The sequence below is a fragment of the Reticulibacter mediterranei genome, assembly GCF_016587455.1.
In genome coordinates this window covers 2632836-2653975 of sequence record NZ_BNJK01000001.1, presented here as the reverse complement: position 1 = coordinate 2653975, position 21140 = coordinate 2632836, and the positions used below count along the sequence as shown (strand labels likewise).

The 21140-nt window shown below is 51.8% G+C and carries 17 protein-coding genes; 7 read left to right on the top strand and 10 right to left on the bottom strand.

Annotation, left to right across the window (positions count from 1 at the left end; translation table 11 throughout):
- Positions 1 to 24: 24 nt before the first annotated feature.
- From K3T83_RS11305 to K3T83_RS11290, 4 genes are all read right to left on the bottom strand, one after another.
- Positions 25 to 2619 (bottom strand): serine/threonine-protein kinase, encoded by a 2595-nt coding sequence (locus tag K3T83_RS11305; RefSeq protein WP_220203076.1) that lies wholly within the window; start codon positions 2617 to 2619, stop codon positions 25 to 27.
- 88 nt (positions 2620 to 2707) lie between these two features.
- A complete protein-coding gene (locus K3T83_RS11300; RefSeq protein WP_220203075.1) occupies positions 2708 to 3121 on the bottom strand; it encodes a hypothetical protein in 414 nt (137 codons plus the stop codon).
- Positions 3111 to 5144 carry a serine/threonine protein kinase gene (locus K3T83_RS11295; RefSeq protein WP_220203074.1) on the bottom strand — a complete coding sequence of 678 codons (2034 nt, stop codon included), beginning with the start codon at positions 5142 to 5144 and terminating at the stop codon, positions 3111 to 3113. The genes K3T83_RS11300 and K3T83_RS11295 overlap by 11 nt, the downstream gene beginning before the upstream one ends.
- Positions 5145 to 5461: 317 nt before the next feature.
- Positions 5462 to 7864 carry a serine/threonine protein kinase gene (locus K3T83_RS11290; protein ID WP_220203073.1) on the bottom strand — a complete coding sequence of 801 codons (2403 nt, stop codon included), beginning with the start codon at positions 7862 to 7864 and terminating at the stop codon, positions 5462 to 5464.
- Between the two features lie 385 nt (positions 7865 to 8249).
- Between K3T83_RS11290 and K3T83_RS11285 the strand changes: the two genes are divergently transcribed.
- Positions 8250 to 10253 carry a DUF790 family protein gene (locus K3T83_RS11285; protein WP_220203072.1) on the top strand — a complete coding sequence of 668 codons (2004 nt, stop codon included), beginning with the start codon at positions 8250 to 8252 and terminating at the stop codon, positions 10251 to 10253.
- Between the two features lie 211 nt (positions 10254 to 10464).
- On the opposite strand, the gene K3T83_RS11280 is transcribed toward K3T83_RS11285, so the two are convergent.
- The 3 genes from K3T83_RS11280 to K3T83_RS11270 form a co-directional block, all read right to left on the bottom strand.
- On the bottom strand, positions 10465 to 11253 hold the full coding sequence (locus tag K3T83_RS11280) for a cyclase family protein (RefSeq protein WP_220203071.1): 789 nt from the start codon (positions 11251 to 11253) through the stop codon (positions 10465 to 10467).
- Between the two features lie 112 nt (positions 11254 to 11365).
- The gene (locus tag K3T83_RS11275; RefSeq protein ID WP_220203070.1) at positions 11366 to 11941 is read right to left on the bottom strand and encodes a thiamine pyrophosphate-dependent enzyme; all 576 of its coding nucleotides are present in this window, start codon (positions 11939 to 11941) and stop codon (positions 11366 to 11368) included.
- 2 nt (positions 11942 to 11943) lie between these two features.
- Entirely contained in the window at positions 11944 to 12456 is a 513-nt protein-coding gene (locus K3T83_RS11270) for a thiamine pyrophosphate-binding protein (protein ID WP_220203069.1), read from the bottom strand.
- 210 nt (positions 12457 to 12666) lie between these two features.
- Between K3T83_RS11270 and K3T83_RS11265 the strand changes: the two genes are divergently transcribed.
- Positions 12667 to 13470 carry a hypothetical protein gene (locus K3T83_RS11265; protein WP_220203068.1) on the top strand — a complete coding sequence of 268 codons (804 nt, stop codon included), beginning with the start codon at positions 12667 to 12669 and terminating at the stop codon, positions 13468 to 13470.
- Between the two features lie 127 nt (positions 13471 to 13597).
- On the opposite strand, the gene K3T83_RS11260 is transcribed toward K3T83_RS11265, so the two are convergent.
- Positions 13598 to 13891, bottom strand: coding sequence for a hypothetical protein (locus tag K3T83_RS11260; RefSeq protein WP_220203067.1), 294 nt, complete (start codon positions 13889 to 13891; stop codon positions 13598 to 13600).
- 415 nt (positions 13892 to 14306) lie between these two features.
- Here K3T83_RS11260 and K3T83_RS11255 point away from each other — a divergent pair, with 415 nt between their 5' ends.
- On the top strand, positions 14307 to 15584 hold the full coding sequence (locus K3T83_RS11255; protein WP_220203066.1) for an AI-2E family transporter: 1278 nt from the start codon (positions 14307 to 14309) through the stop codon (positions 15582 to 15584).
- A gap of 73 nt (positions 15585 to 15657) precedes the next feature.
- Here the strand turns inward: K3T83_RS11255 and K3T83_RS11250 are convergent, their stop codons facing one another.
- Positions 15658 to 16317, bottom strand: a complete 660-nt coding sequence (locus K3T83_RS11250; RefSeq protein ID WP_220203065.1) for a potassium channel family protein — start codon at positions 16315 to 16317, stop codon at positions 15658 to 15660.
- Positions 16318 to 16364: 47 nt separating this feature from the next.
- Positions 16365 to 16772, bottom strand: a complete 408-nt coding sequence (locus tag K3T83_RS11245) for a potassium channel family protein (protein WP_220203064.1) — start codon at positions 16770 to 16772, stop codon at positions 16365 to 16367.
- A gap of 490 nt (positions 16773 to 17262) precedes the next feature.
- On the opposite strand from K3T83_RS11245, the gene K3T83_RS11240 reads away from it, so the two are divergent.
- From K3T83_RS11240 to K3T83_RS11225, 4 genes are all read left to right on the top strand, one after another.
- Positions 17263 to 17523 carry a hypothetical protein gene (locus tag K3T83_RS11240; protein ID WP_220203063.1) on the top strand — a complete coding sequence of 87 codons (261 nt, stop codon included), beginning with the start codon at positions 17263 to 17265 and terminating at the stop codon, positions 17521 to 17523.
- Between the two features lie 171 nt (positions 17524 to 17694).
- Entirely contained in the window at positions 17695 to 18084 is a 390-nt protein-coding gene (locus K3T83_RS11235) for a response regulator (protein WP_220203062.1), read from the top strand.
- Between the two features lie 178 nt (positions 18085 to 18262).
- Positions 18263 to 19336 (top strand): lipid II:glycine glycyltransferase FemX, encoded by a 1074-nt coding sequence (locus tag K3T83_RS11230; RefSeq protein ID WP_220203061.1) that lies wholly within the window; start codon positions 18263 to 18265, stop codon positions 19334 to 19336.
- Positions 19337 to 19617: 281 nt separating this feature from the next.
- Complete coding sequence (locus K3T83_RS11225; protein WP_220203060.1) at positions 19618 to 21120, top strand: hypothetical protein; 1503 nt, start codon at positions 19618 to 19620, stop codon at positions 21118 to 21120.
- Positions 21121 to 21140: the final 20 nt, after the last annotated feature.

The following is a 21140-nucleotide window of genomic DNA, read 5'->3' as shown; positions in this document are numbered from 1 at the left end:
CTCCGGTCTTTGCTATGTGATTGGCTACAAGCTCTTTGGCAGGTTGGTTGTAACGGTATACGCTGCCAATTGCTGGATAGCGTAGTGGGCTTGTAGAACGCCCCCCTGGATCTGATTGGTCACAGGATCTAGTTTCCCGATGTAGGCGTAGGTTGCCAGCGTCACCATATCATCCAGCATTGCGCCTACGGCAGGATCTTTCATCGCATTTGGATTGTTCATGATCTTAATCAAGGCCAGATCAATCTTACGCATATCGAGCAGCCATGTTTTTGCATTCGTCATCGCGTCAATGATGCGTGCACCTGTATCGCGCATCTGCGGAGTGGCATCGGGAGCTTTGGCCGCTTGTCCGACGTGTAGTTGGATGTGATCGACGTAGCCGGGCGGGTCGGTATCCAGATGGTTGTTCTGGTAGTTTAAATCGACCGTAATTAATCCGATCCTGGCATCGGTACCGACGAGGACAGGAGTGCCGGGCGGGACATCATTGCTCAGATTGGTTGTGCCATCGAGGTAATCGATGATGCGGATAAACAGATCGCGCATCAGGCCTACGTCGCTGGCGGTGGTTGCCTGCCCGTGCCAGTCGTCGCGCGCACTGACAGAGAGTTCCAATAACTTCTCAGAATTTTTGAAGATCCAGTGATCGAGTCCTCCGGGGAGGCCAAGCGCACGAATATTGGTTTCATTATAAAACAAGTGGCGAATATGAACCAGGGCGCTGAAGCCAGGGCCAGCTGGAGGCGGGAGTTGTTCCTGTGGAATCTCCGCGTAGTAGCGCCACTTACTGCGGTCGGTTGGTGGTTGGCTTGGTGTCTCTCCGCTCGGCCCCTCTGTGATGAGCAGGCGGCTGGTAGCGGAAATCAAATTGTTATGCTGGGCATCGCCACTGTAATGGTAATGGATCGTGCCGTTGACGAGCGGCAGGTTGTTGGTGAGTAAGATCGGTGGTTTGACAGGTCGTGTGCTGATGCCACCAAGCAGGTCCGCACCCGGCTCCGGCACCCTGTCCCCAAGCAGCCAGAGCGAATAGCTGTTCCCAGCAGCGGGAGCCGGGATGTTTTCCAGGTCCATCTGGAATTGGTCGGCGATACCTTGAGCGCTGGTAGGAGTGATCTGACCGCTGCTGAGGTAGAAGGCACGCCCTGCCACTGGATTTGGTGCCGCTCCCTGTTTTTGAAATCCTGGCAGATAGAGAATGGCACCTATGCCAGCACCAATTACTGCTACCAACACCACGCCGACCAGAACGAGATACGGCCAGAGTGGGCGCGTCTTTTTCGGTGGTGGTGCCGCCGGCAGCGGCGGGGCAGCGGTAGGGGTGGGATGTATCATGATCGGTGTGAACCCCGATTGGCTGGGCGTTGAGAGACCCGGCTGACTCACAGGCCCGGAGAGACCAGGTTGGCTGATAGGACCAGAGAAACCGGGCTGGCTGGGATTGGCGATACCAGGTTGGCTGATAGGTCTGGAAAAACCAGGCTGGCTGGATGGCCCGGAGAGACCAGGTTGGCTGATAGGTCTGGAAAAGCCGGGCTGACTGGATGGATTTGAGAAACCAGGCTGGCTGGGGGTGCCAGAAAAGCCGGGCTGACTGATAGGGCGAGAGATGCCGGGCTGACTGGATGGGCCAGCCTGGATCGGCGTGTTGTTGGCAGGAAGCTCCTGAAACAGCGTCGGAGTCTCATTCATATCAGATGAAGAGGCAGCGTGTGCGAGACCCTCTGGCACTGGCAATTGAAATGCATCTGTAATACCCACCGTCAATGCCGCCGCGCTGGGAAAGCGGGCTGAGGGATCTTTTGCCAGACTGCGTTGCAGCACAGCGGAGAGCGCAGGCGGGATGGCCGGATTGATCAGGGCCGGTGCGGTAGGTGTGGCGTGGACATGTTGACTGATCACTTCCAGAGCAGTATCGCCCCGAAAAGGCGGTGTTCCTGTGACCATTTCGTAGAGAATGACGCCCAGCGAATAGAGGTCGCTGCGTTCGTTGCCTGGATAGCCTTTTGCCTGCTCCGGGGAGATATAGAGAGGTGTGCCAAGCAGCGTACCACTTAATGTATTGCTGGTAGCGCTAAGCATGCGAGCCACACCGAAATCGGTTAAAATCGGTTCGCCCATCGGATTGTGGCTCGTGTTGCGCTGATCGAGCAGGATATTGGCAGGTTTAATGTCCCGGTGAATCATCCCCTTTTTATGTGCGTAATCGATAGCAAGGCTGATAGACGTGAAGAGATTGACGATCTGTTCAGGCGAGGGAAAAGTACCCTTGCTAGAGGTATTATGGATATAGTTCGCCAGGGTTTGCCCTTCGACATAATCCATCACCATATAGGCGATAGGAGTTTCTTCTTCCTTTTGCTCCTCATCGGGTTGATAGAGCTGAAAATCGTGGATCTGTACAATATTGGGATGATGCAGTGAGGCGATCAACTGAGCTTCACGCCTGAAGCGTTCAACGAAGTTGGGGTCATCGCGCAAATCGGGATGCAGCAGTTTAATTGCTACAAAGCGCTGGAGCTGTGTATCAAAAGCTTTCCAGACCTCTGCAACGCCGCCATGCCCTAAGCGTTCGAGCAGTTCATATTTTCCCAGACGTTTTGGCGTAGTACTCATAGTAGCGTTTCTCTTTTCTTTGAAACATCAGGAAGCTCAGGAGGAGAAGCCTGCTGTCGGGCCTCTCTCCAGCAACATGATCTGCGTATTACGATGCTGAGTATGGTTGAACGTCGAACGTTGCCAATCCCTGGACGCTGTAGTGGATTTGCACCACTCCCTCTTTTACCTGATCGGTATTGGGATCAGTCTGGCCGACAAAGGCGTTGTTAGCCTGGGTAAACAGATCGTCAAGTAGCCTGGTGGTTTCGGGGGCGAGCAACTGCTGTGGCGTCATTTGGATTAATTGTGCCGCGTCGCTATGCACCTTCTCCAGCCATGCCTGGACATTGTTGAGCGCTTTATTGATGCGGATTGCCAGCGCCTTCTGTTCCGGGGTGACGCCGGGCGAAACAACAATTTCGCGTAAGTGGTTGCCGATATGCGTCAGATAGCCCGGAGGATTCTGGCTCTGCGGGTCGAACTCTAGCAGAGCTACCCGTGCCTGATTCTTATCGATCATGATCGGTGGAAGATCGGGCGGCAGTTTCTCTGTCTGTACGTATTGCGATCCATCCAGGTAATCGAGCATGCGTATGAGCTGGCGGCGCATGAATTGAGTATTTTTTCGCGCCCTGAGCGTCGCGAATACTGCCAGCCTCTTCGAGAACTTTCTGAGTATTATGGAAGAGCCACATATCGAGGCCGCCAGTCAGACCTACCGCCTTCAGCTTGGGATCTTGTGCCATCAGGTGACGCAAATGATCAAGCAGAGACGCAGGTGGATTGCCCGTTTTCACTTGTGAGAATGCAGCCGAATATTTCCAGGTCTGGGTATCCAGCGATGGATTATTCGGAGGATTCTGCGCATCCTCTTCCGTGACGAGGATACGGCTGTAGTTTTCCAACAGGTTGGTGTGAGCGGCATCGCCTGGATAGAAAGCGTTGATACGGCCACCATGCGTTGATGCACCAAGCAAGATTGGCGAGATATCAGTTCTGCTATCGGAGTCGTTTAGCAGCCAGATGTAATATTGTTTGTTGGGTTGCGGCTCGGGGATATTGTTCAAGACCACCTGCAAGCGATCTGTGATCCCTTTTGTTGTATTTTCGTGGAGCTGACCGCTATTGACAAAGTAAACGTGTCCAACAACAGGTACGCCGGCTGCCAATGGGCCATGCATATTCAGGTAGAGGTAGGCCAGGGTAGAGCCAACGACGAGCAGCAGCAAGAGCGCGCTGGCGATGATAAGCCACGTTTTGTTGGATTTGCGTGCAGGTGGTGGTGCTACCTGCTGCATAGGCGCTGAAGCCTGTTGCTGCTGTGGTATTGGACCCGACAGGCCTGAATAGCTGATGGGGCCAGTTGGGACAGCGGGATAGGGCTGCGACCACTGAGGTTGCTGGAACCCTTGTGTGCCAGCCGTGATGGTTGGTATGCCGCCAGTGTTGATGGGCGGATATGGTGTTGCCGGGTTCGGGACGCGCGATGGCGGCGTCTGTGCGATTGCCTGCTGATTTGTGAGAGCTGGGAGTATTCCGCTGCCCTGTAGCGCCTGTGGCAAAGGGCTGAGATAGGTTGGACTGTTCATCGGGTCCAGAGACGCGGCGGTAGCGTTCAGCATGGCGATATTGAGCGTGGTCCCCATCAACGTGCCAGATTGACTGAGAAGATCCTGTGCCGGGATGTTGAATGCTTTGGTAACTGCTATGAGCAGCGCGGACGCTGAAGGGTGACGAGCGGTTGGATCTTTGGACAGGCTGCGCATAATCACTGCGGTAAGCGCTGGCAAGATGTGAGGATTGATTAGCGCCGGAGAGGTAGGTGTGGCATGTATATGCTGCATCATCACTTCAGTTGGCGTCTCGCCTTCAAAGGGACGGGTGCCAGTACACATCTCATAGAGAATAACGCCCAGAGAATAGATATCGCTGCGGGCGTTTTCTGTATGACCCTGAGCGCGTTCGGGAGAAATATAGTATACGTCCTTTAAAGGAAGTGTCAGTGGGGATTGAACGGTGTTCGTACCGAAGCCGACGAGCTTTGCCTCGCCCAGTGGTAACGATGGGTTGCGTTTGTCGAGCAGGATAGAGGATGGGCGTAACGCTCCATGAATCACTCCTTGCTGATGCGCATAATCAATTGCAGTGGCGATGGGGGCCAGAATACGGATGATATCTTGAGGGGGAACGATTTTTCCGGCATGTGAGGTCGCTTGCAGGTAGTCCGCCAGCGATTGGCCCTCGATATATTCCATCACGACGCGTGCGGTATGGGTGACCCCATCTGGACCCTGAAAGACCTGAACATCAAGGATTGGAGCGATACTGGGATGGCGCAATGATGTCAGATTGTGAGCCTCCTGCAAGAAACGCGGAAAGATGTCGGGAATAGTCTGGGTTTGCTGTGTATTCAGGTACAAGATTTTGACAGCGACGTAACGGCGCTGTTGAGTGTCAAAAGCTTTCCAGACCTCGCTGATGGGATCACGGGTCAGGCATTCTTGCAACTCGTATTGCCCCGGATTACTTTGACTTGCGCTCATCGGCTCCTCGTTTCTCTGCTCAAACCTCTCGAATGTAAGAAGATGCAGATATTTTCATGGTACTTTGCAATGATGAGAAAGATATGCCTGATTGGGTCAGAACACATGCAAAGTACACAGCATACTATACTATGATACACCCTGGCGATGTGCGTTCTGTACAAATTGTTTCTGAAAATGGCCCTCGTGTCAATGAGCTAGATCACAAATCGCTTCACGAGAAAAAGCGACATGGAAACGCTGCCTTTAGCAATGACGCGCTTCCATGCCTTATTTTGACCCGTTACTTCTCCATACGTTGACTGGTTACTGGTAGATCAGACCTTTTCTAATGTGAGCGCTGCCATATACTGACATTCAATATATGCCTGATATGCACCAGCAGATCCAAGAATCGGCTGTGGTCCATTATTGGGCGGTATTGTGCGTCCGGTATAAGAATCGGCTGCCGCTTTTTTGAGTTGGAGAGCTACACCGATAATCGCTGGATCAGTCAAGGCAGCAGCCTTCACTATATAGACGGCGTAGGTCCGCATTTTTTGGACCCAATCCTTGAGGTCGGTAATCGCATTTTCTACATTTTGTACATGTTGAAGTAATGCTGCGTCTTTCCCGGCGTTCTGTTTCACCTGTGCGACGTGGAGCGATAAAATATCGATATAGCCGCGCTGATTTGGAGAGGAGAGCAGACCTATATGGGTGTTAAGTAAGCTCTGTTCTTTAGCCGGGAGGTCGCCGTTACTACGGGCATAGGTTGTGCCATCAACAGTCTCGATAATGCGTACAGCCTGCCGCCGTGCCAGATTGTAATCGTGGGTGCCTTGCAGGGAATCGACGATACTATTGGCCTTATCGTTGATGGATTTGATAGACTCAAACAGCGTTACGATTACGCTCTGATTATTGGGTAATTCGGGCGTGGCGGCGAGGATATTCTTGACTTCGGGGAACGATGGGGTGTCGAGCGTGGCCTGATATACTTTGTCGCCTACAGGGGCCGTTGGATTGCTGTCTGTGTTTTCCTGCGTGAGAAAGATGCTCTGAGTATCGAGGAGCAGGTTGGTATGTTTCGCGTCGCCAGGATAGGAGAAGGAGAGTGTGCCGTTCTGGGGAGGTGGCAGTTGTCCCAACGCGATTGTGTGGTTTTGCGCATCTTGCATCCAGGCGAAATAGCTTTTGCCCTGAGCCAGAGCGGGTACATTTTGCATCTGGATACGCAACGTATTATTGTGTCCAAGCGCATCATCCTGGAAGTACACATTGCCGATGAGCGGTTTGGTGGTCGCTTGAGATGGTGCGCCTGATTTGAGCGCGAGCAGCGTACCGATGGCACTGCCGAGGACGATGAGCACAAGGACTAGCGCGGCGGTCACGACATAGACCGGGGCATCGATGAAGCGTGTCCGTCTGCGCACCTCTGGTTGTGGCGCTGTTAGTTGAGGTGGAGGGGTCGAAGGAATCACCGCAGGGAGCGGTCGGCTAAAAGATGGCGATACCTGGTGGATTGTGAGCGGCTGCGATGGGATAGGGGCCGGCAATGATCCCGATGGGATAGACATCTTTCCTGTCTGGGAGATCGCTGGCATTTTGTTGGTGGGCAAAGGTGTCGCGGGTATTGGTACGGTGACGCGTGGCAGCTGACCGGAGACGATGGAGATAGACGAGGAGGTGTTTGGGCGTATCTTCTGAGATGCTGCGGGTGGGTTCTGGACATCCGGGTGGACCACTGGCAATTTTGCGGTGCGAGGCTGCGGCACCGGGCCGGCGACGCCCAGTATCGAACTTTGCAGGGGGCCAGATGTTGGAGCCGAACTTTCGTCCTCAAATGCGCCGGCCTGACCCAGTGCGATATGGGTGTTTGGCTGGATCGAGCAAGCGTCGGCGATAGCTGTTGCCAGCAGTGATGCCATTGGGAAGCGGGTGGCCGTGTCTTTTGCCATTGCTCTTAAAATAACCTCGGAGAGTGCTGGCGGGATATTGGGATTGATCAAAATAGGGGGCGTAGGCAGCGTGTTGATATGCTGCATCATGACGGCAACAGAACTCTCGTCGCGGAAGGGCAGCACGCCTGTACAAATCTCATAGAGCATGACGCCGAGGGCATAAATATCGCTGCGATTGTTTGGTGCCTCACCGCGCGCCTGTTCTGGTGACATGTAATGTGGCGAAATAACTGTATTATTGTTGTTACCCAGGAAGCGTGTAAAGCCGCAATCTGTCAGCATCGGCTCACCTGCCGTAAACTGAGAGGTGTTATGTTTGTTCAGGAGAATGTTGCCCGGCTTGATATTGCCGTGCACAATTCCTTTCTGATGAGCATAATCAATCGCGACACCTATACTGGTGAAAAGATAGATGATCTGTGCGATGGAAGGAAATGCTCCTTTGTGTGAAGTCCGTTGCAAATAATCATGCAGCGTGCGACCTTCGATATAATCCATGACCAGATAGGCAAGGATTTCATTCGATTGAGAGGCACGGGAGACATTGACTTCGTGGACCTGGACGATATTTGAGTGTTGTAACGAGGTCATTTCCTGACCATCGGTGGTGAAGCGGGTCAGAAAATGAGGATCGGACTGTAGATCAGTATGGAGTATTTTGATGGCTACATCACGGTGAAGCTGGGTATCGTATCCCTTCCAGACCTCGCCAACGTTCCCCTTCCCCAGCAATTGTTGCAACTCATATTTTCCCAGGTGTTTGAGGGACGTACTCATTCATTGTCCTCCTAAAGGCACTGGACGACATCGGTGGGATTCTCTATTATAGATTGGATAGATAATATCTTCCCACCGCTACCATATCAGATGAAACGACAGTATTCAATTTGGTAGGACGCATCTCCTATTTTTTGCTGTTACATGTACTATTACAAGGCTACAGAATGTATCTCTTCTTCTATTCCAGATCCGGCAGTAAGAAAAGGAATTCTCCTGTAGAATACTGTATTGTAACGCCTCTGTATAGTCTGTTTGCGATCCGCGCCTTTTCAATTATAATACGGGAATACGATCTCTCTGTGTTGGCTGGCTGGCTGGTTAGCTCAGCAACGGCACCTATTATTGTATCATGTGTATAGCCTCTGCTGGTAAGGAGTGCATTGTGCGCTTTAGTTTGCAAGATGTGAAGAAATCGGTACAACGACGTGGGGGTGAGTTAAGCGTCTCCCTGCATTTTTTACGTCCCGGCGATATGCAACAGGAGATCGCTCAATTGATTGCGTATCACGAGAGCCTGTTGAGGAGGCCGCAACGTCTGTTTTCGCTTGATGATGCACGCGCCTGTATTGGTGATTATCGTCTTGCACACTGCTTGATTGCGACGTTGAGCTACTGGTATAGCTGGCGACAACGTGGCTGGCTTGAGGTGCTTCAGGAGATTCCCTCAATTGGAGAGAGCCAGGAACTGATGGCTCTTGCCTCGCCTGTGCAGTTGCGACTGGCCCTCTATGATTATGTCAATGAACACTATCAAGGGTTTCTGGATGCGCAAACGCGTCAGGAGGCGCTCAAGGCGCTTGCCAGCAGCTATCAGGTGGATGTGGCTGATCTGGAATATCTGCTTGCGCTGGATAGCGAAGAGGAGGCGTTGTTGCAGCGCGATGCCGAACAGCCACCGACGCCGCAGGAGGTTGCCACGCTCTATAATCAGTGGGTCTTTGAGGCTGCGCTCTTCAATGCCTCAAATGTCCATTTCACGCTTGATTGTCGCGCCTTTGCTGCTTTGCCGCCTGATGATTCACAGACTATTCTGCCTTCTCAAGTTGGCACGGGTGTGGGAGCCGTCATCAAGCGTCTCTGCTATCTGGCTCGCAAACTGGGCGTTTATTATGATCTGGCCTATGATGCCGCCTATGAAACAACGCTGCTTGAGGGCGCGGCTCCCCTATTGCTGCACCTGGCGCTGTATGGTCCACAGGAAGTGACGGGCGCGGCACAGCAGTATGGATTGCGCCTGGCTCGCCTCTGCCGCATGTTGCTGGGCTATGGCGTCTCTAGAAGCGGGAAGGGACCGAAGAAGCAGAAGATCCACGCCTCTGCCGTTGTTGAAGCAGAGGCAACGGTCCACTTTTTACAGCGCTCCTATACGTTCGTCATGGATACGGAACTGTTACAACTCCTGCCGCCGCCTGCTACAACCATCCAAAGTGGACAGGGCAGCGCTGAAAGTGCAGGGATCTTTGATAGCAGCATTGAACAGAGCTTTGCGGAGGCGTTCGAGGCGCTGGCCCGTCGTCAGGGCGTGGATGGCTGGCAGTTGGAACGCGAACCGGAGCCGCTGCTGCTTGATTCGGGCATCTTCATTCCCGATTTTGCCTTTACACGTGGGCAGCATCGGGTTTATGTTGAGATTCTCGGCTTCTGGACGCCGGCGTATCGGGAGCGGAAAATACAAAAGCTGCATGCGCTTCAGGGGCGCGGCGATCTTTTGCTGGCGATCCCGGTCGAATCGAAAGAGGCATTTGCCAGCATCCTGCCGCTATTTCCGATAGTCATTTATGCTGGGCAACTTTCGGCAACGGAGGTGTTGCAGGTATTGCGCAAACGCTACGACGATTTCGCCGAACGATTGGCACTGATTGATCGTGAGCAGGTGCAGCAACGTGTGCGCGAGGATGGATTGCTGACGGAGCAGGCATGTTTCGAGGCGCTGCACTGTTATCGGCGCTCAGAGATCGCGCTGGCGGCAGAGCACGTCATCGATGAAAAGATTCGCTTTTTGCCGGGTGTGGGTTTGTATCACGATGCCTGGATGGAGCGCTTGCGGAGTGAGTGTATTGTGTGGCTGAAGGGGCAGCACGCAAGGGGATTGCGCGATGTTTTGAGTGGAATGCGCGAGCGCTGGTCTGAGTTGAGCGCATGTGACGATGCCACGATAGAAGCGCTGCTGGATCTGTGGCCGGAAGTCTCGATTCGCCGCGATTCGATCTTTGATGCGGTTGTGGAGATTAGCACTGATGAGCCTGTCCCGGTAGTGAAGGAGGAAGAAGTTGCGCTGGATGAGGGTGAGAAGGCGGTGAAAAAGCCTGCTAGAGAGAGGCGCATTAACACGAAGAAACGGGTAGTCAGGGAGCGAGAGATGGTGCAGGGCGATTTGTGGGGATAAGATCATTGGTGCCCTCGCCTCCCTTTCCAGGGCGTGATCGAATAGGGCAGGGGCGATGGCTTGTCCTTGCCTGGCTTCCCAGGCAGCATGATGAGTTCACGGGCGAGGACAAGCCATCGCCCCTGCCCTATTCGGGTGGTGTTCCCAATACATCTGTATCGAAACAAATATATCGTTTGTGTAAGCCACATCTTTTCTCATCAGAGATCTGTTACGCTGTAATTGCCAGCACGCGCAAGGGGCTGCCAGAGCCATCAACGATCTTGAGCGGCGCGGCGATGATGATTGCCCCCGTTGGCGGGAGCAACTCTAGATTGAGCAGGCTGGTAAGGCCAAATTTGCCGGAGCCGTGCAAGAACGTATGCGAGGGAAATGGCGGCTCGAAGCCACCAGCCTGTCCCGCGTCGGTGCCGACCGTTTCTACGCCCAGACCCAGAATATCGCGCTCCTGAATGAGAAATTGCATGCAGGATTGATGGACGCCCGGCGAGTGCGCGCCATCGGCCTGCACGTTCAAAAATGCCTCGCGTCCCTTGCGTTTGCCCCAACCGGTCTGGAACAGTACCCAGGCTCCGGCAGGAATGCGTCCATGTTGCGCCTCCCATTGCTGCACATGCTCGATGGTCAGCAAGAAATCCGGTGATTGCTCGACCTGGGCGGTGGCATCGATCACGCACGCGGGGCCGATAAATTTGCGCGGAGGGATGGTATCGGTTGTGTTGTTGGGGAGATCCTTGCCGGTGATCCAGTGGACGGGTGCATCGAAGTGCGTTCCGGTATGCTCGCCTAGATTGAGCACGTTCCAGTACCAGGCGGGACCACGACTATCATAGCGAGAAATCTCTGTCAGCGTCAGCCCTGGCGAGGGCGCAAACATCTCTGGTAGATCGATCACCGGCGTCTCCGGCTCTAAGGGTGTGGTGAGATCAATGATCTTGAGTTGCCCGGAGTCGAGCGCCGCAAGCACCTGGGCAAGCAGGCCGAGTGGGTTATCAGCCATAGAAAATACCTCCTGAAATAAATAAGGATTAGTTATATGCATACTTAGATTTATCGGGTAAAAGACGTGAATAGATAAACCATACGCATGCGAATAACATTGTTAAAAACATCTATGTTTTGTTGCGCATCTCTTGCAAGCTACGCTTGAAGGCGAAACGATTCTCTAGTAAGGAAAGATCCATATGGAAGGACTTTGGCACCAGCGCCTCGACCTTTGAGACAATGGTGGTCAACGTGTGGCTTGCCAGTGCGTCCTCGACGCAGCGCTTGAGATCGGCAGGGGTTTGTGCCTCCTTGACGGCGGGAATGCCAGAGGCACGAGCGATGCCGGCAAGGTCAGTGCCAGTTGCAGTGGCGGTGGGAAAGCCGCCGACCGAGACCAGACTTTCGTTGTCGAAGACGATATGGAGCAGGTTGTTCGGCTTGTAGCGAGCCATCGTGCTCAGTGTTCCCAGGTTCATGAGCAGCGAGCCATCGCCATCGATGACGATGACCTGTTGTTCGGGCAGCGAGAGAGCAATGCCCAGGCCCATCGATGAGGCCAGCCCCATTGCATGTTCGAGGTAGAAAAAGTTATCGCGATGGCCAAGTGAATACAACTCAACGGCGACCGCGCCCATAATGGTAACGACGATATGATCTTGCAGGTCGGGATAGATAGCTTGAAGTGCGTCTATGCGTAACATGATCAATCCTCCCACATCAGTTCACGTGACAGCAAGACGGCAACCGGGTGCAATGATGCGAGAGCAAGCGTCTGAGCATCTTTAATGCGCCTGGTCACGTCGGTTGGATTGTTGAGGTGCCAGATTGGGATATTGAGCGAGCGCAGCAATGATTCGGTATGCAGGCCGCCCTGTGTTTGCCAGGGATCTTTTTCGCCAAAGTGACCGCGATAGCTAATAAACATCAGCAGCGGGATTTTGTACAGGAACGCGAGCGAAATAATAGGGTTGATAGCGGCAAAGAAGCCGTGATTTTGCATCAGTAGTGCGGAATTGACGCCAGCCAGATGCGCGCCAGCCGAAATGCCAATCGCTTCCTCTTCCTTTGCGATGCGCACCAGCGTCATTTCCGGGTCATCATCTGCCATGCGAATCAGGTGAACAAGCCAGGTCTCAGGGAGCGCGGAGATAATCTTCACGTCGCATGCTTTGAGAGCATCATAGATCAAGCGTGAGTTGTTGGCCGAGACGGGCATTGGGAACCTCCTCGGATGCAATAAAAAAGAACAACACTGGTCTACGTTCAGTATAGCACAGAGGTCCGGCAGTTTTTGCGCGATCTGGCGTAACTAGCGAATTTGTTCTAGAATATGGTTGACAGAACGCTTGTTCTGATGTACTATTTAATTGCATTGATTAGAACAAGAGTTCTATTCCGCAAAACTGATAGAGAGGACGGTCACAACGTGGAAAGAAGTTCCAGGCAGTACGGCCAATATACGGCATCTGTTCCTTCCGCGTCCTATGGAAGAGCCGCCAGAGTAAACAGGAGCGATAGCCTCGATGATGTGTATGATGATGAGCTACCCACACGGATGCCCAGCAGCGTCAGGCGCTATCGCAGTGATGTGCAGGTTGAGACCGACTATACACATGCTGATGTGCAGTCGCTTGCACAAAATGACTACGCCTCTTCGTTTCAACCACCAGTTAAGGGGGTGCCTGCTCGTCGGACTGCGATGCAGGCAAGGCAGCGGCGCGACACCAATACTGAGGATATCGTGACGCATAGACTTACCCCGACGATAGAGCGTGGCAGATATCGACCAACTCACTGGCTGGTGTATGTGGGTGTGGGCGTGTTGATCATGACGCTGGGTTGGATTGTGCTGAGTATGGTAACGAACTGGTGGCAGGTGACACAAGATGATTGGCATTATGGGCGTCCTCGTACTGCTCAATATGATGTAGTGGTTGGGCATAACGACTCGGAGGCCAATCCCAGCCATTTTGTTGCCTTAAACCTGCGGCGGCGCATCGAAATTATCGAATGCCCTGGTGGAGATTGCTCCAAAGCAAAAATCTATGTTGGTCCTGTATTGATCGGGCAGGGACAGGATCTCGCACCCGTTACGTTGAGCTTTAAAGATGTTAACGGCGATGGAAAAGTAGATATGATCGTGAGTGTACAGGATAGTCGTCTTGTATTTATCAATGAAAATGGAGCGTTTCGCCCACAACGAACCGGTGAGAATATTCAACTGAATTGAAGAAAATGCCACTTTATGCAATGAAGCAGCGAGAATTTCGAGAAGCAACAACTGAGGATGGTCATTACACATATGCAGCGAGTTAAGTTGTAATGCTCATCCTCAGTTGTTGCTTCCCTGTTGCGAATTACTGGGATTGTTCCAGAACCACCGATGTTTCAGTATTGATAGAGTTTACCGTTGCAGGGAGATACGTACCCGGCTGAGTCGTTGCCATCTGTAACATCTTTGGTGCAGGGGTAGCGACTGGCTGAGTAGGTGTGTACACTGGTACATCTTCTAACTCAACCCGTTTCTTTGTGTCAGGGCGCACTGCCAGCAGCGTGAATAGTAACATCCAGGCCAATAAAAAGCCGAGCAGTGTCCAGAGTATAAGCGATTGCGTTGGTGTCATTGGTGTGATCGCGGTTTGTGCATCCACGAGTGCGTCCTCTTTCAGGCTGGGTATTTGAGAGCCAGCATAAAATTGCCGTACTGTAATAGACGAAGCGCATAGTTGAAATTAACATGAGTACGCCTATCCGGGCTGTTGGATGGCTCAAACTGTACATAGAGCCTGCCCGATGAGCAGTACTGTCCCCACATGAGATGACGAAGAACCGGGGAAGAAAGTTTCACTCAGCAATAATGTTGCTGCTTGTTGAGGTGGAAGATATTTGCCCCGCATCTCTATCTAAAAAGCTAATCTTGCTGCGTTGTATTAGAGACAAGCTTGCTTGTAAACATACAATTTGAGGGTTGTTCTTTTACAAGAAACCTGTCACAATAGGGTGCGAGTATGTCAATAAAGAAATAAGCAAGGCTCTCTCTAAATACACCCGCAAGAGGATAGTAACATGAATCAAATAAACTGGCCCCGGACGCGCGATGTATTGATTTGTATTATTTGTATTGGCATCATTTTTTGGGCTTCATGGACAATTTTAGGACAATTTGTTGAGGCTATCGTAATTTTGATGCTCTCAATGGCTGTGGCATTTTTACTTTCTCCGCTCGTTGACTTCGTAACGAAATATAAGGTGCCGCGTGTGCTGGCGACATTGGTCGTTTATATTGTGGTGCTTGGGGCGTTGGGCGGCCTCTTCTATGAACTGGTATTTACACTTATTCAGCAGGCAGTTGCTTTTTCGGATACGATTATTACTTTTGCCTCTGCCTTGCCAAAGACGTTTCAGGATACGATTGACTTTTTGAAGACGGCGGGACATATCCCACCGGAGCGCATCGATGCAACGATTTCGCAGATTCAGGATCAGGCGTATAGTTTCGCGCAAGATACGGCCAGCAATGCCGTCGGGTTTGTCTTTCTGCTCACGAACGCCTTTATCAATATTTTGCTGGTACTGGTGCTGAGCTTTTATTTGACGTTGGATGGCAAGCGCATTCGTGATAGCCTGGTTAGCATCGCTCCCAAGCGTTTTTTGCCTAACGTCTTCCTGTTTGAAGATGCCTTAAATCGCGTGGTTGGCAACTATATTCGTGGGCAGCTGACGCTGGCATTGATCGTGGGCGTATTTACGAGTCTGGCATGCATAACAACTGGTCTGGGCGATTACGCATTGATCTGTGGGGTGCTGGCCTTCATGTTTGAAACGATCCCAATGGTGGGACCAGCTTTGGCTTCGATCACGCCGATACTGCTCTCGCTCCTATTGCCGGGTGCCTTCCCACGAACCTTTGAGATTATTGCCTGGTTTATTGTGTTACAGATGGTTGAGAGTAATGTGTTGGGGCCGCGCATTGTTGGGCATGCAGTGGGGCTACATCCAGTCGCAGCTATTCTCTCATTGCTGGTTGGTGCCAAGCTCTTTGGCGTCTTTGGAGCATTGCTGGCAACTCCGGTGGTCGCGGCCCTCTGGGTGGTTGTCGCCAGCATTTATCGCTCTGCACGCGGCGAGAGCGCGGATCAAATTCTGGCGCGTAAACGGGCACCCTGGACGCTGCCGCGTCCACGAGGACGTATGCCGAGAGGTGATGGTAGAACGGTATCGCAACCGCTGGAAGGCGATGAGTTTGACAACAGTGAGGGAATGCAGCCTGTGACCCAGGGTGGGAGGAGGCCGACGCGAGAGTTAGAGACAGAGGAACCCGACAATAAAAGCGGCGGGGAGTGACGAGCAAGTAAGCAGCAAAAAGAGGCGTTGGAAGATAGTTTCCACGCCTCTTTTTCGTTGTTGGAAAGTGGATTTAAGCGGTGCCAAAGGTGCGTCGCAGCTCCTCTTCGCCGTCGTGGTTGACGAGCGCATAGACATCATCATCAGCCTCAAGTACGGTTTCGGCGGTTGGGAAGATCTGTTCTTGCCCACGAATAATCAGGGCGAGCGTACATTTGCGTGGGAGATTGACCTGATTCAATTGTTTGCCCACTACGGGAGAGATATCCGGGATCTTCATCTCGACAATTTCCAGACCGGCTTTCTTCAAGGTCATGAGGAGAACGAAATGAGGTCCGGGCAACTCTGATTCGATCAGAGAGAGAATAGCTTTGGTCGGACTGACTGTGACATCGATGCCAAGTTTCTGAAAGAGCAATTCGTGTTTGGGATTGTTCAGTCGGGCTATAGTGCGCGCAACGTTGAAGCGCTTTTTTGCCATCTGGCAGATAACCAGATTGTCTTCATCCTCTCCGGTGACTGCAATTACTACGTCGGCACGACGTACGCCCGCCTCTTCCATCGTTCGAGCCTCGCAAGCGTCGCCTTTGAGGACGGCCTGATCCAGTTCCTCGGATAGTGCCTGAGCGCGCACCGCGCTTTTTTCTAGCAGGAGTACTTCATGTCCCTGGCTGAGTAAGTTCTGAGTGAGGTAGTAGCCAACGTCGCCACCGCCCCCAACAATAATATACATCTGAGTACCTCTATTCTTCTTCTAGTTACTTGTTGGTGTCCTGCTATCTATGGTCGTGTTTCTGAGATAGCTTGAAAGATGAGGTTGGTTCCGATGACTGTGGGACAGATGGTTTCGATACCAAGACCTTTGTAGGTACTCTCACGAATGGGATCGTAGATGCGGCAAACAACCTTTTGTACGTGGAAAATCTCTTTGGCGATCTGGCTCGCCATGATGTTGCGATTATCGCCGTTGGTCACGGCTGCAAATGCATCGGCATTTTCGATACCAGCACGTCGTAAGACGCTTTCATCGACGCCATTGCCTGTAATTCTCTCGCCCTGAAATTCAGAGCTGAGGCGTTGAAAGGCCTCGGTGTTGTTATCGATGACCGTTACAGTGTGCCCAGCTTGCTCTAACTGTGTGGCTAATGTTGCGCCAACACGCCCACAGCCGAGGATGACAACTTTCACAAAAAGCCTCCTGTCGGTCCAGAGACCGAATTTAGGATAGGTGATAGGGTGATAAACCTTCTGTATTATATGTCAATCCCCGGCGAGTTGGGTAGGCCTACTATCCGGTCTTCTTTTTCTCATTGTTTCACATCCCAGCAGGTCAGGAAATAGGAGATAGTTCGGAAATCTGGTGAGGTCATCTCTTCGTACGTGAAGTGTCCAGTCTACACTTATATCTGCATTGCATGTAGTATTGCCGGTATATAGCAGTGCTTTTCGAAAATATCAGAGCTGTATGCAGACAAGACTGTTACTTTTATAACAAAGTATTGACAAAAGTTGCTCCTCCATGCTACCCTCGAAAATAAGGAACGTATTATTTCGTATCGTTATTCGCCTTGCCGAAAAAGGGTGAAGTGGACAGTGTAGACCGCCGTTGTAAAGCCTTTTCACAGGTAAGCTCAAGCGAACCTATCTCTACCGATTAGAAGAGAAAGGAAGCGGTCATATGACCTGGCAGCGTGCTCAATCAGGTGTGGAGAGAACCTGTATCAGTCGCGAGATCTTTCAGAGCATTATTGTGGGGGATTTCATCACGTATCTGCTGGCCCCGGACCTGTTGCCCAGCAATCCACTACGAGAGTGGCATGGACGCGTCGAGCAGGTCAATGTTGAAGAGGTGCGTGTATCTCTTCTGGACGAGGGATATATTGGCCTGACAGAGCAGGTGAACTGGCAAGAAATCATCTCGGTAAGCAAAGGCCGCTGAAGCGGCTACAATTAACTGCATGCCGGAAGCTCGCTCTCCTTGTGTGCTATGAATGCATAGGAGTTACTTTGTTGTCTCTTTTTGATTTTCTCCTTCTTGAATGAAACCACCGCACTCATCTTTGCGTGCTAAGAGCAAGCAGCACATGAGAGCCAGTTCAGGAGATGTCAAATGGGAACACGTATCCTCGTGATCAACGATACTCAAGAAATCTTGGAGATGTTTCGGATGCTGTTAGAAGATGAAGGATATGAAGTGATCCTCTCATCGTTTCCTATGCAGAAGATTCAGGAAGTCGAACAGATTAACCCTCAATTGATTATTCTTGATTTTATCTTTGGAGAGCGGAAATTGGGCTGGCAAATGCTGCAATTGCTGAAGATGCAGCGCTCTACCGCAAGCATTCCGATCATTATCTGCACTGCTGCTGAAAGTGCGGTGAGGGATCAAGAAGGATATCTGGTCTCGCAGGGCATTCAGATTGTGTATAAGCCGTTCGATATTGATGTGCTGCTTCTCGCTATCAGACGAGCATTGGAAACAAGTGGCAAAACCTTCTAGCCAGATAGCCCAACCTACTTTTTTATAAAGAGCACCCCTGACTTCTGTTCCACCTCCCTATTTTCGATAGAATTCTATAATTTCGTTGCTCGTATTGCCTGGTCTATGATAGAGTAGCCACATTGAAGAGCAGTTTTGATCGTATATAGAGTATGAAATAGATGTATGAGAAGACTTTATGACATTATTATCTGTAAAGCGTTATCAACTCCGGGCCGTACAAGCTGAGCAACAATCGTTATGGGATCGTTTTGTCTCTGAGCATCCGCAGGGACATTTTTTACAGAGCTGGGCCTGGGGTGAGCTGAAAGCGTCGGCTGGCTGGTTCCCTTTGCGGCTGGCCCTGTGGGATGTGGAGTCGCAAGAGATTGTTGCAGCCGCTCAGGTCTTGCGTCGAACCGCTCCGCGCATCCCCATAGAACTGGGTTATCTGGCGTATATTCCCAAAGGGCCAGTACTTGACTGGTCGCAGGGAGACATCTGCCGCGCCTTTTTTATGCAATTGCATCAGATGTTGCGCAAACAGGGGGCGGTGGCGCTGCGTATGGAGCCTGGGCTGGAGATGGGAACGGCGGAGAGCGAGGTGTTTTTGAATCAACTGGCGGTTTTGCGCTCCGAAGCGATCTTGCAAGCTGCCTCCGTCCCTTCGGTGCAACCGCTCCGAACGATTATGCTGGATCTGACGTCGGACGAAAAGGTGCTGCTGGCCCAGATGAAGGAGAAGTGGCGCTATAATGTGCGGCTGGCGTCCCGCCGGGGAGTAACGGTGCGCGAGGCGGATTCGCAAGCAGATGTGCAGCGATGGTATCAATTGTTGCAGACGACCGGTGAGCGAGACCAGTTTGGCATTCATAGCTGTGAGTATTATATGCGCGTCTGGGAACTCTTTCGTCCGCGCAACGAGGTTCAACTACTGCTGGCCGAGCATGACGGGCAATTGCTGGCCGGGATCTTTGCTGGCATCTTTGGGTGTCAGGCACTCTATCTCTATGGTGCATCCAGCAATGAGCAGCGGCATCTCATGCCCAACTATTTATTGCAGTGGGAGGCGATACGTCGGGCCAGGCAGCAGGGGGCGTTGCTCTACGACTTCTGCGGCATTCCCGAAACCGATGCGGAGACGGAGGCAATGGCTGGCGTGTATCGCTTTAAACGTGGATGGGGAGGACGTGTTGTGCAGTTTCCCGGTGGCTATCAGCAGGTATATCGCCCTTTGCTGATGAATATTGCTAATCGCTTTTTATCTGTATAAAACATTTTAAAAAGAAAGCATGTGATAAATAAAATACTTCTATCGCGTGCTTTCTTTTTATATGCTGCTTTTATTTGAAATATTGACATTTGGTAGAGCTTTTTATACTGAAATCGAACCTCTGGTTTGAGTGTCATGTTTGATCTATGTTGAAATCAATGCTTGAAAATACACATTTCTGATACTTGCTCACAAAACTTGTGTGCAACTTTGCACAGTTATGCAATGATGTTTGATAGGAGAGAGTTTGCAGGGATGTTCTGGAAAGAAGCTTCATTCCGATGAAATCGCAACATAAGCTCTACTTTTGTCTGATAGGAGGCGCGAGCGCATTTCTTGTCAGTGCTGTCAGTATGATCCTGCTGCTCATCAATCCCGGTTGGCAGGGGCAGGCGGCGCGATTGACAATATATGCAATGAGTGCTACCAAGACAGCTGCTCCCTCTTTAACCCCCTCAGTTGATGAGGGTCAGAGTCTAGATCCAATGGGAGACGGTCATCTTGTCAACCTCTCGTCTTCTGGCGCGCCATCCATGCAAGATCTGACAGTGGCGGCCACAGGAGCTTCTCGGCAATATTATTTTGCCGAGGGGTACACAGGCAAGGGAACGGTAGAGCAACTTGCGCTGACGAACCTGGCGGCGGCACACGCGACTATTACAGTCACTTACTATTATCCAAACGCGCTTGCTCGTGTTCGTACCTATCCGCTTGCGGCCCTGACGCACAAAACGTTAAACATCAATCAGGAAGCGGGCGCAAACCAGAGCGTGAGCATGTTTGTGCAGAGCGATCAGCTTTTTATTGCCGAACGCATCATGAGTACACAGAAGAACGGTTTTGAGGCCGTAACGCGCAGTCAGGGCGTAGCTGCACCTGCTAACTCCTGGTACTTCGCGGAAGGCAATACAACCGCTGGCTGGAATACGCTGCTCTCTGTGCTTAATCCAGGGCAGCAACAGGCGACATTGACGGTCCATTACTTGCCGGGGCCGGGCAACACATCGACGCCAGCTGCACGAGACACAAACGTTTATACTTTGCCTTCAGCATCTCGTTCGACGATTGTCCTCAACGATGATAGGCCGAACCAGCAGTTTGGGATGGCGATTACTGCCAGCGCTAATGTCGTCGTAGAGCGAGCTGAGTATCTGGTGCATAGCCCATGGAGCGGAGGAAGTGCTTTTCCTGGTATTACAGCTCTGCAAAAAACGTGGTATTTCGCGACGGGAAAGACGGCAGATGATAGTACAGAAATACTCGTCTTATCTAATCCTGCTCCCAAAGCTGCGCACGCACATATTCGCTATCTGGTGACAGATGGAAGCACTCTCACCCAGGACGTAAGTGTGCCGGAAAAGAGCCGGATCGAGGTGCGCGTCAATGATCTGGTTAAGGATGCCGTTCATGCAACGGAGATTACAGCTGATAGAGCAATCGTGGCGGAGCGGCAGGATTTTTTCATGAAAGAGATGTTCGAGCCGCAGGGAACAAGTAGCACGATTATGGGCAGCAGCGAGGCCGAAACAGCCTGGTATGCTCCCCAGGTATGTTCGGATAAAGATATGCTGGCCGGGCTGGTGCTGGCAAACATGAGTGCCGCTGCTGTGCAGGTGCATATTATCCTGTATCACGCGACGGGCGCACCGCTGGCCGCGAACTATAATCTTGCCCCACATCAGTATGTGATGGTGACAGAGGCGAGCATAATTACGGCGAATGAAGAGGTTGGACTGGTCATTACAGCCAGTTCTCCGATTATTGTAGAGCATCACTGGCAGTAAGAAGAAATAATCAACCGATC

Bases quoted from the DNA above. Each gene is read 5' to 3' on its own strand.
- K3T83_RS11225 (WP_220203060.1), top strand. From the start codon at position 19,618: ATGAAATCGCAACATAAGCTCTACTTTTGTCTGATAGGAGGCGCGAGC.
- K3T83_RS11290 (WP_220203073.1), bottom strand. From the start codon at position 7,864: ATGAGTACGTCCCTCAAACACCTGGGAAAATATGAGTTGCAACAATTG.
- K3T83_RS11240 (WP_220203063.1), top strand. From the start codon at position 17,263: ATGACCTGGCAGCGTGCTCAATCAGGTGTGGAGAGAACCTGTATCAGT.
- K3T83_RS11250 (WP_220203065.1), bottom strand. From the start codon at position 16,317: ATGTATATTATTGTTGGGGGCGGTGGCGACGTTGGCTACTACCTCACT.
- K3T83_RS11230 (WP_220203061.1), top strand. From the start codon at position 18,263: ATGACATTATTATCTGTAAAGCGTTATCAACTCCGGGCCGTACAAGCT.
- K3T83_RS11255 (WP_220203066.1), top strand. From the start codon at position 14,307: ATGAATCAAATAAACTGGCCCCGGACGCGCGATGTATTGATTTGTATT.
- K3T83_RS11295 (WP_220203074.1), bottom strand. From the start codon at position 5,144: ATGAGCGCAAGTCAAAGTAATCCGGGGCAATACGAGTTGCAAGAATGC.
- K3T83_RS11280 (WP_220203071.1), bottom strand. From the start codon at position 11,253: ATGGCTGATAACCCACTCGGCCTGCTTGCCCAGGTGCTTGCGGCGCTC.
- K3T83_RS11275 (WP_220203070.1), bottom strand. From the start codon at position 11,941: ATGTTACGCATAGACGCACTTCAAGCTATCTATCCCGACCTGCAAGAT.
- K3T83_RS11305 (WP_220203076.1), bottom strand. From the start codon at position 2,619: ATGAGTACTACGCCAAAACGTCTGGGAAAATATGAACTGCTCGAACGC.
- K3T83_RS11300 (WP_220203075.1), bottom strand. From the start codon at position 3,121: ATGATCGATAAGAATCAGGCACGGGTAGCTCTGCTAGAGTTCGACCCG.
- K3T83_RS11235 (WP_220203062.1), top strand. From the start codon at position 17,695: ATGGGAACACGTATCCTCGTGATCAACGATACTCAAGAAATCTTGGAG.
- K3T83_RS11270 (WP_220203069.1), bottom strand. From the start codon at position 12,456: ATGCCCGTCTCGGCCAACAACTCACGCTTGATCTATGATGCTCTCAAA.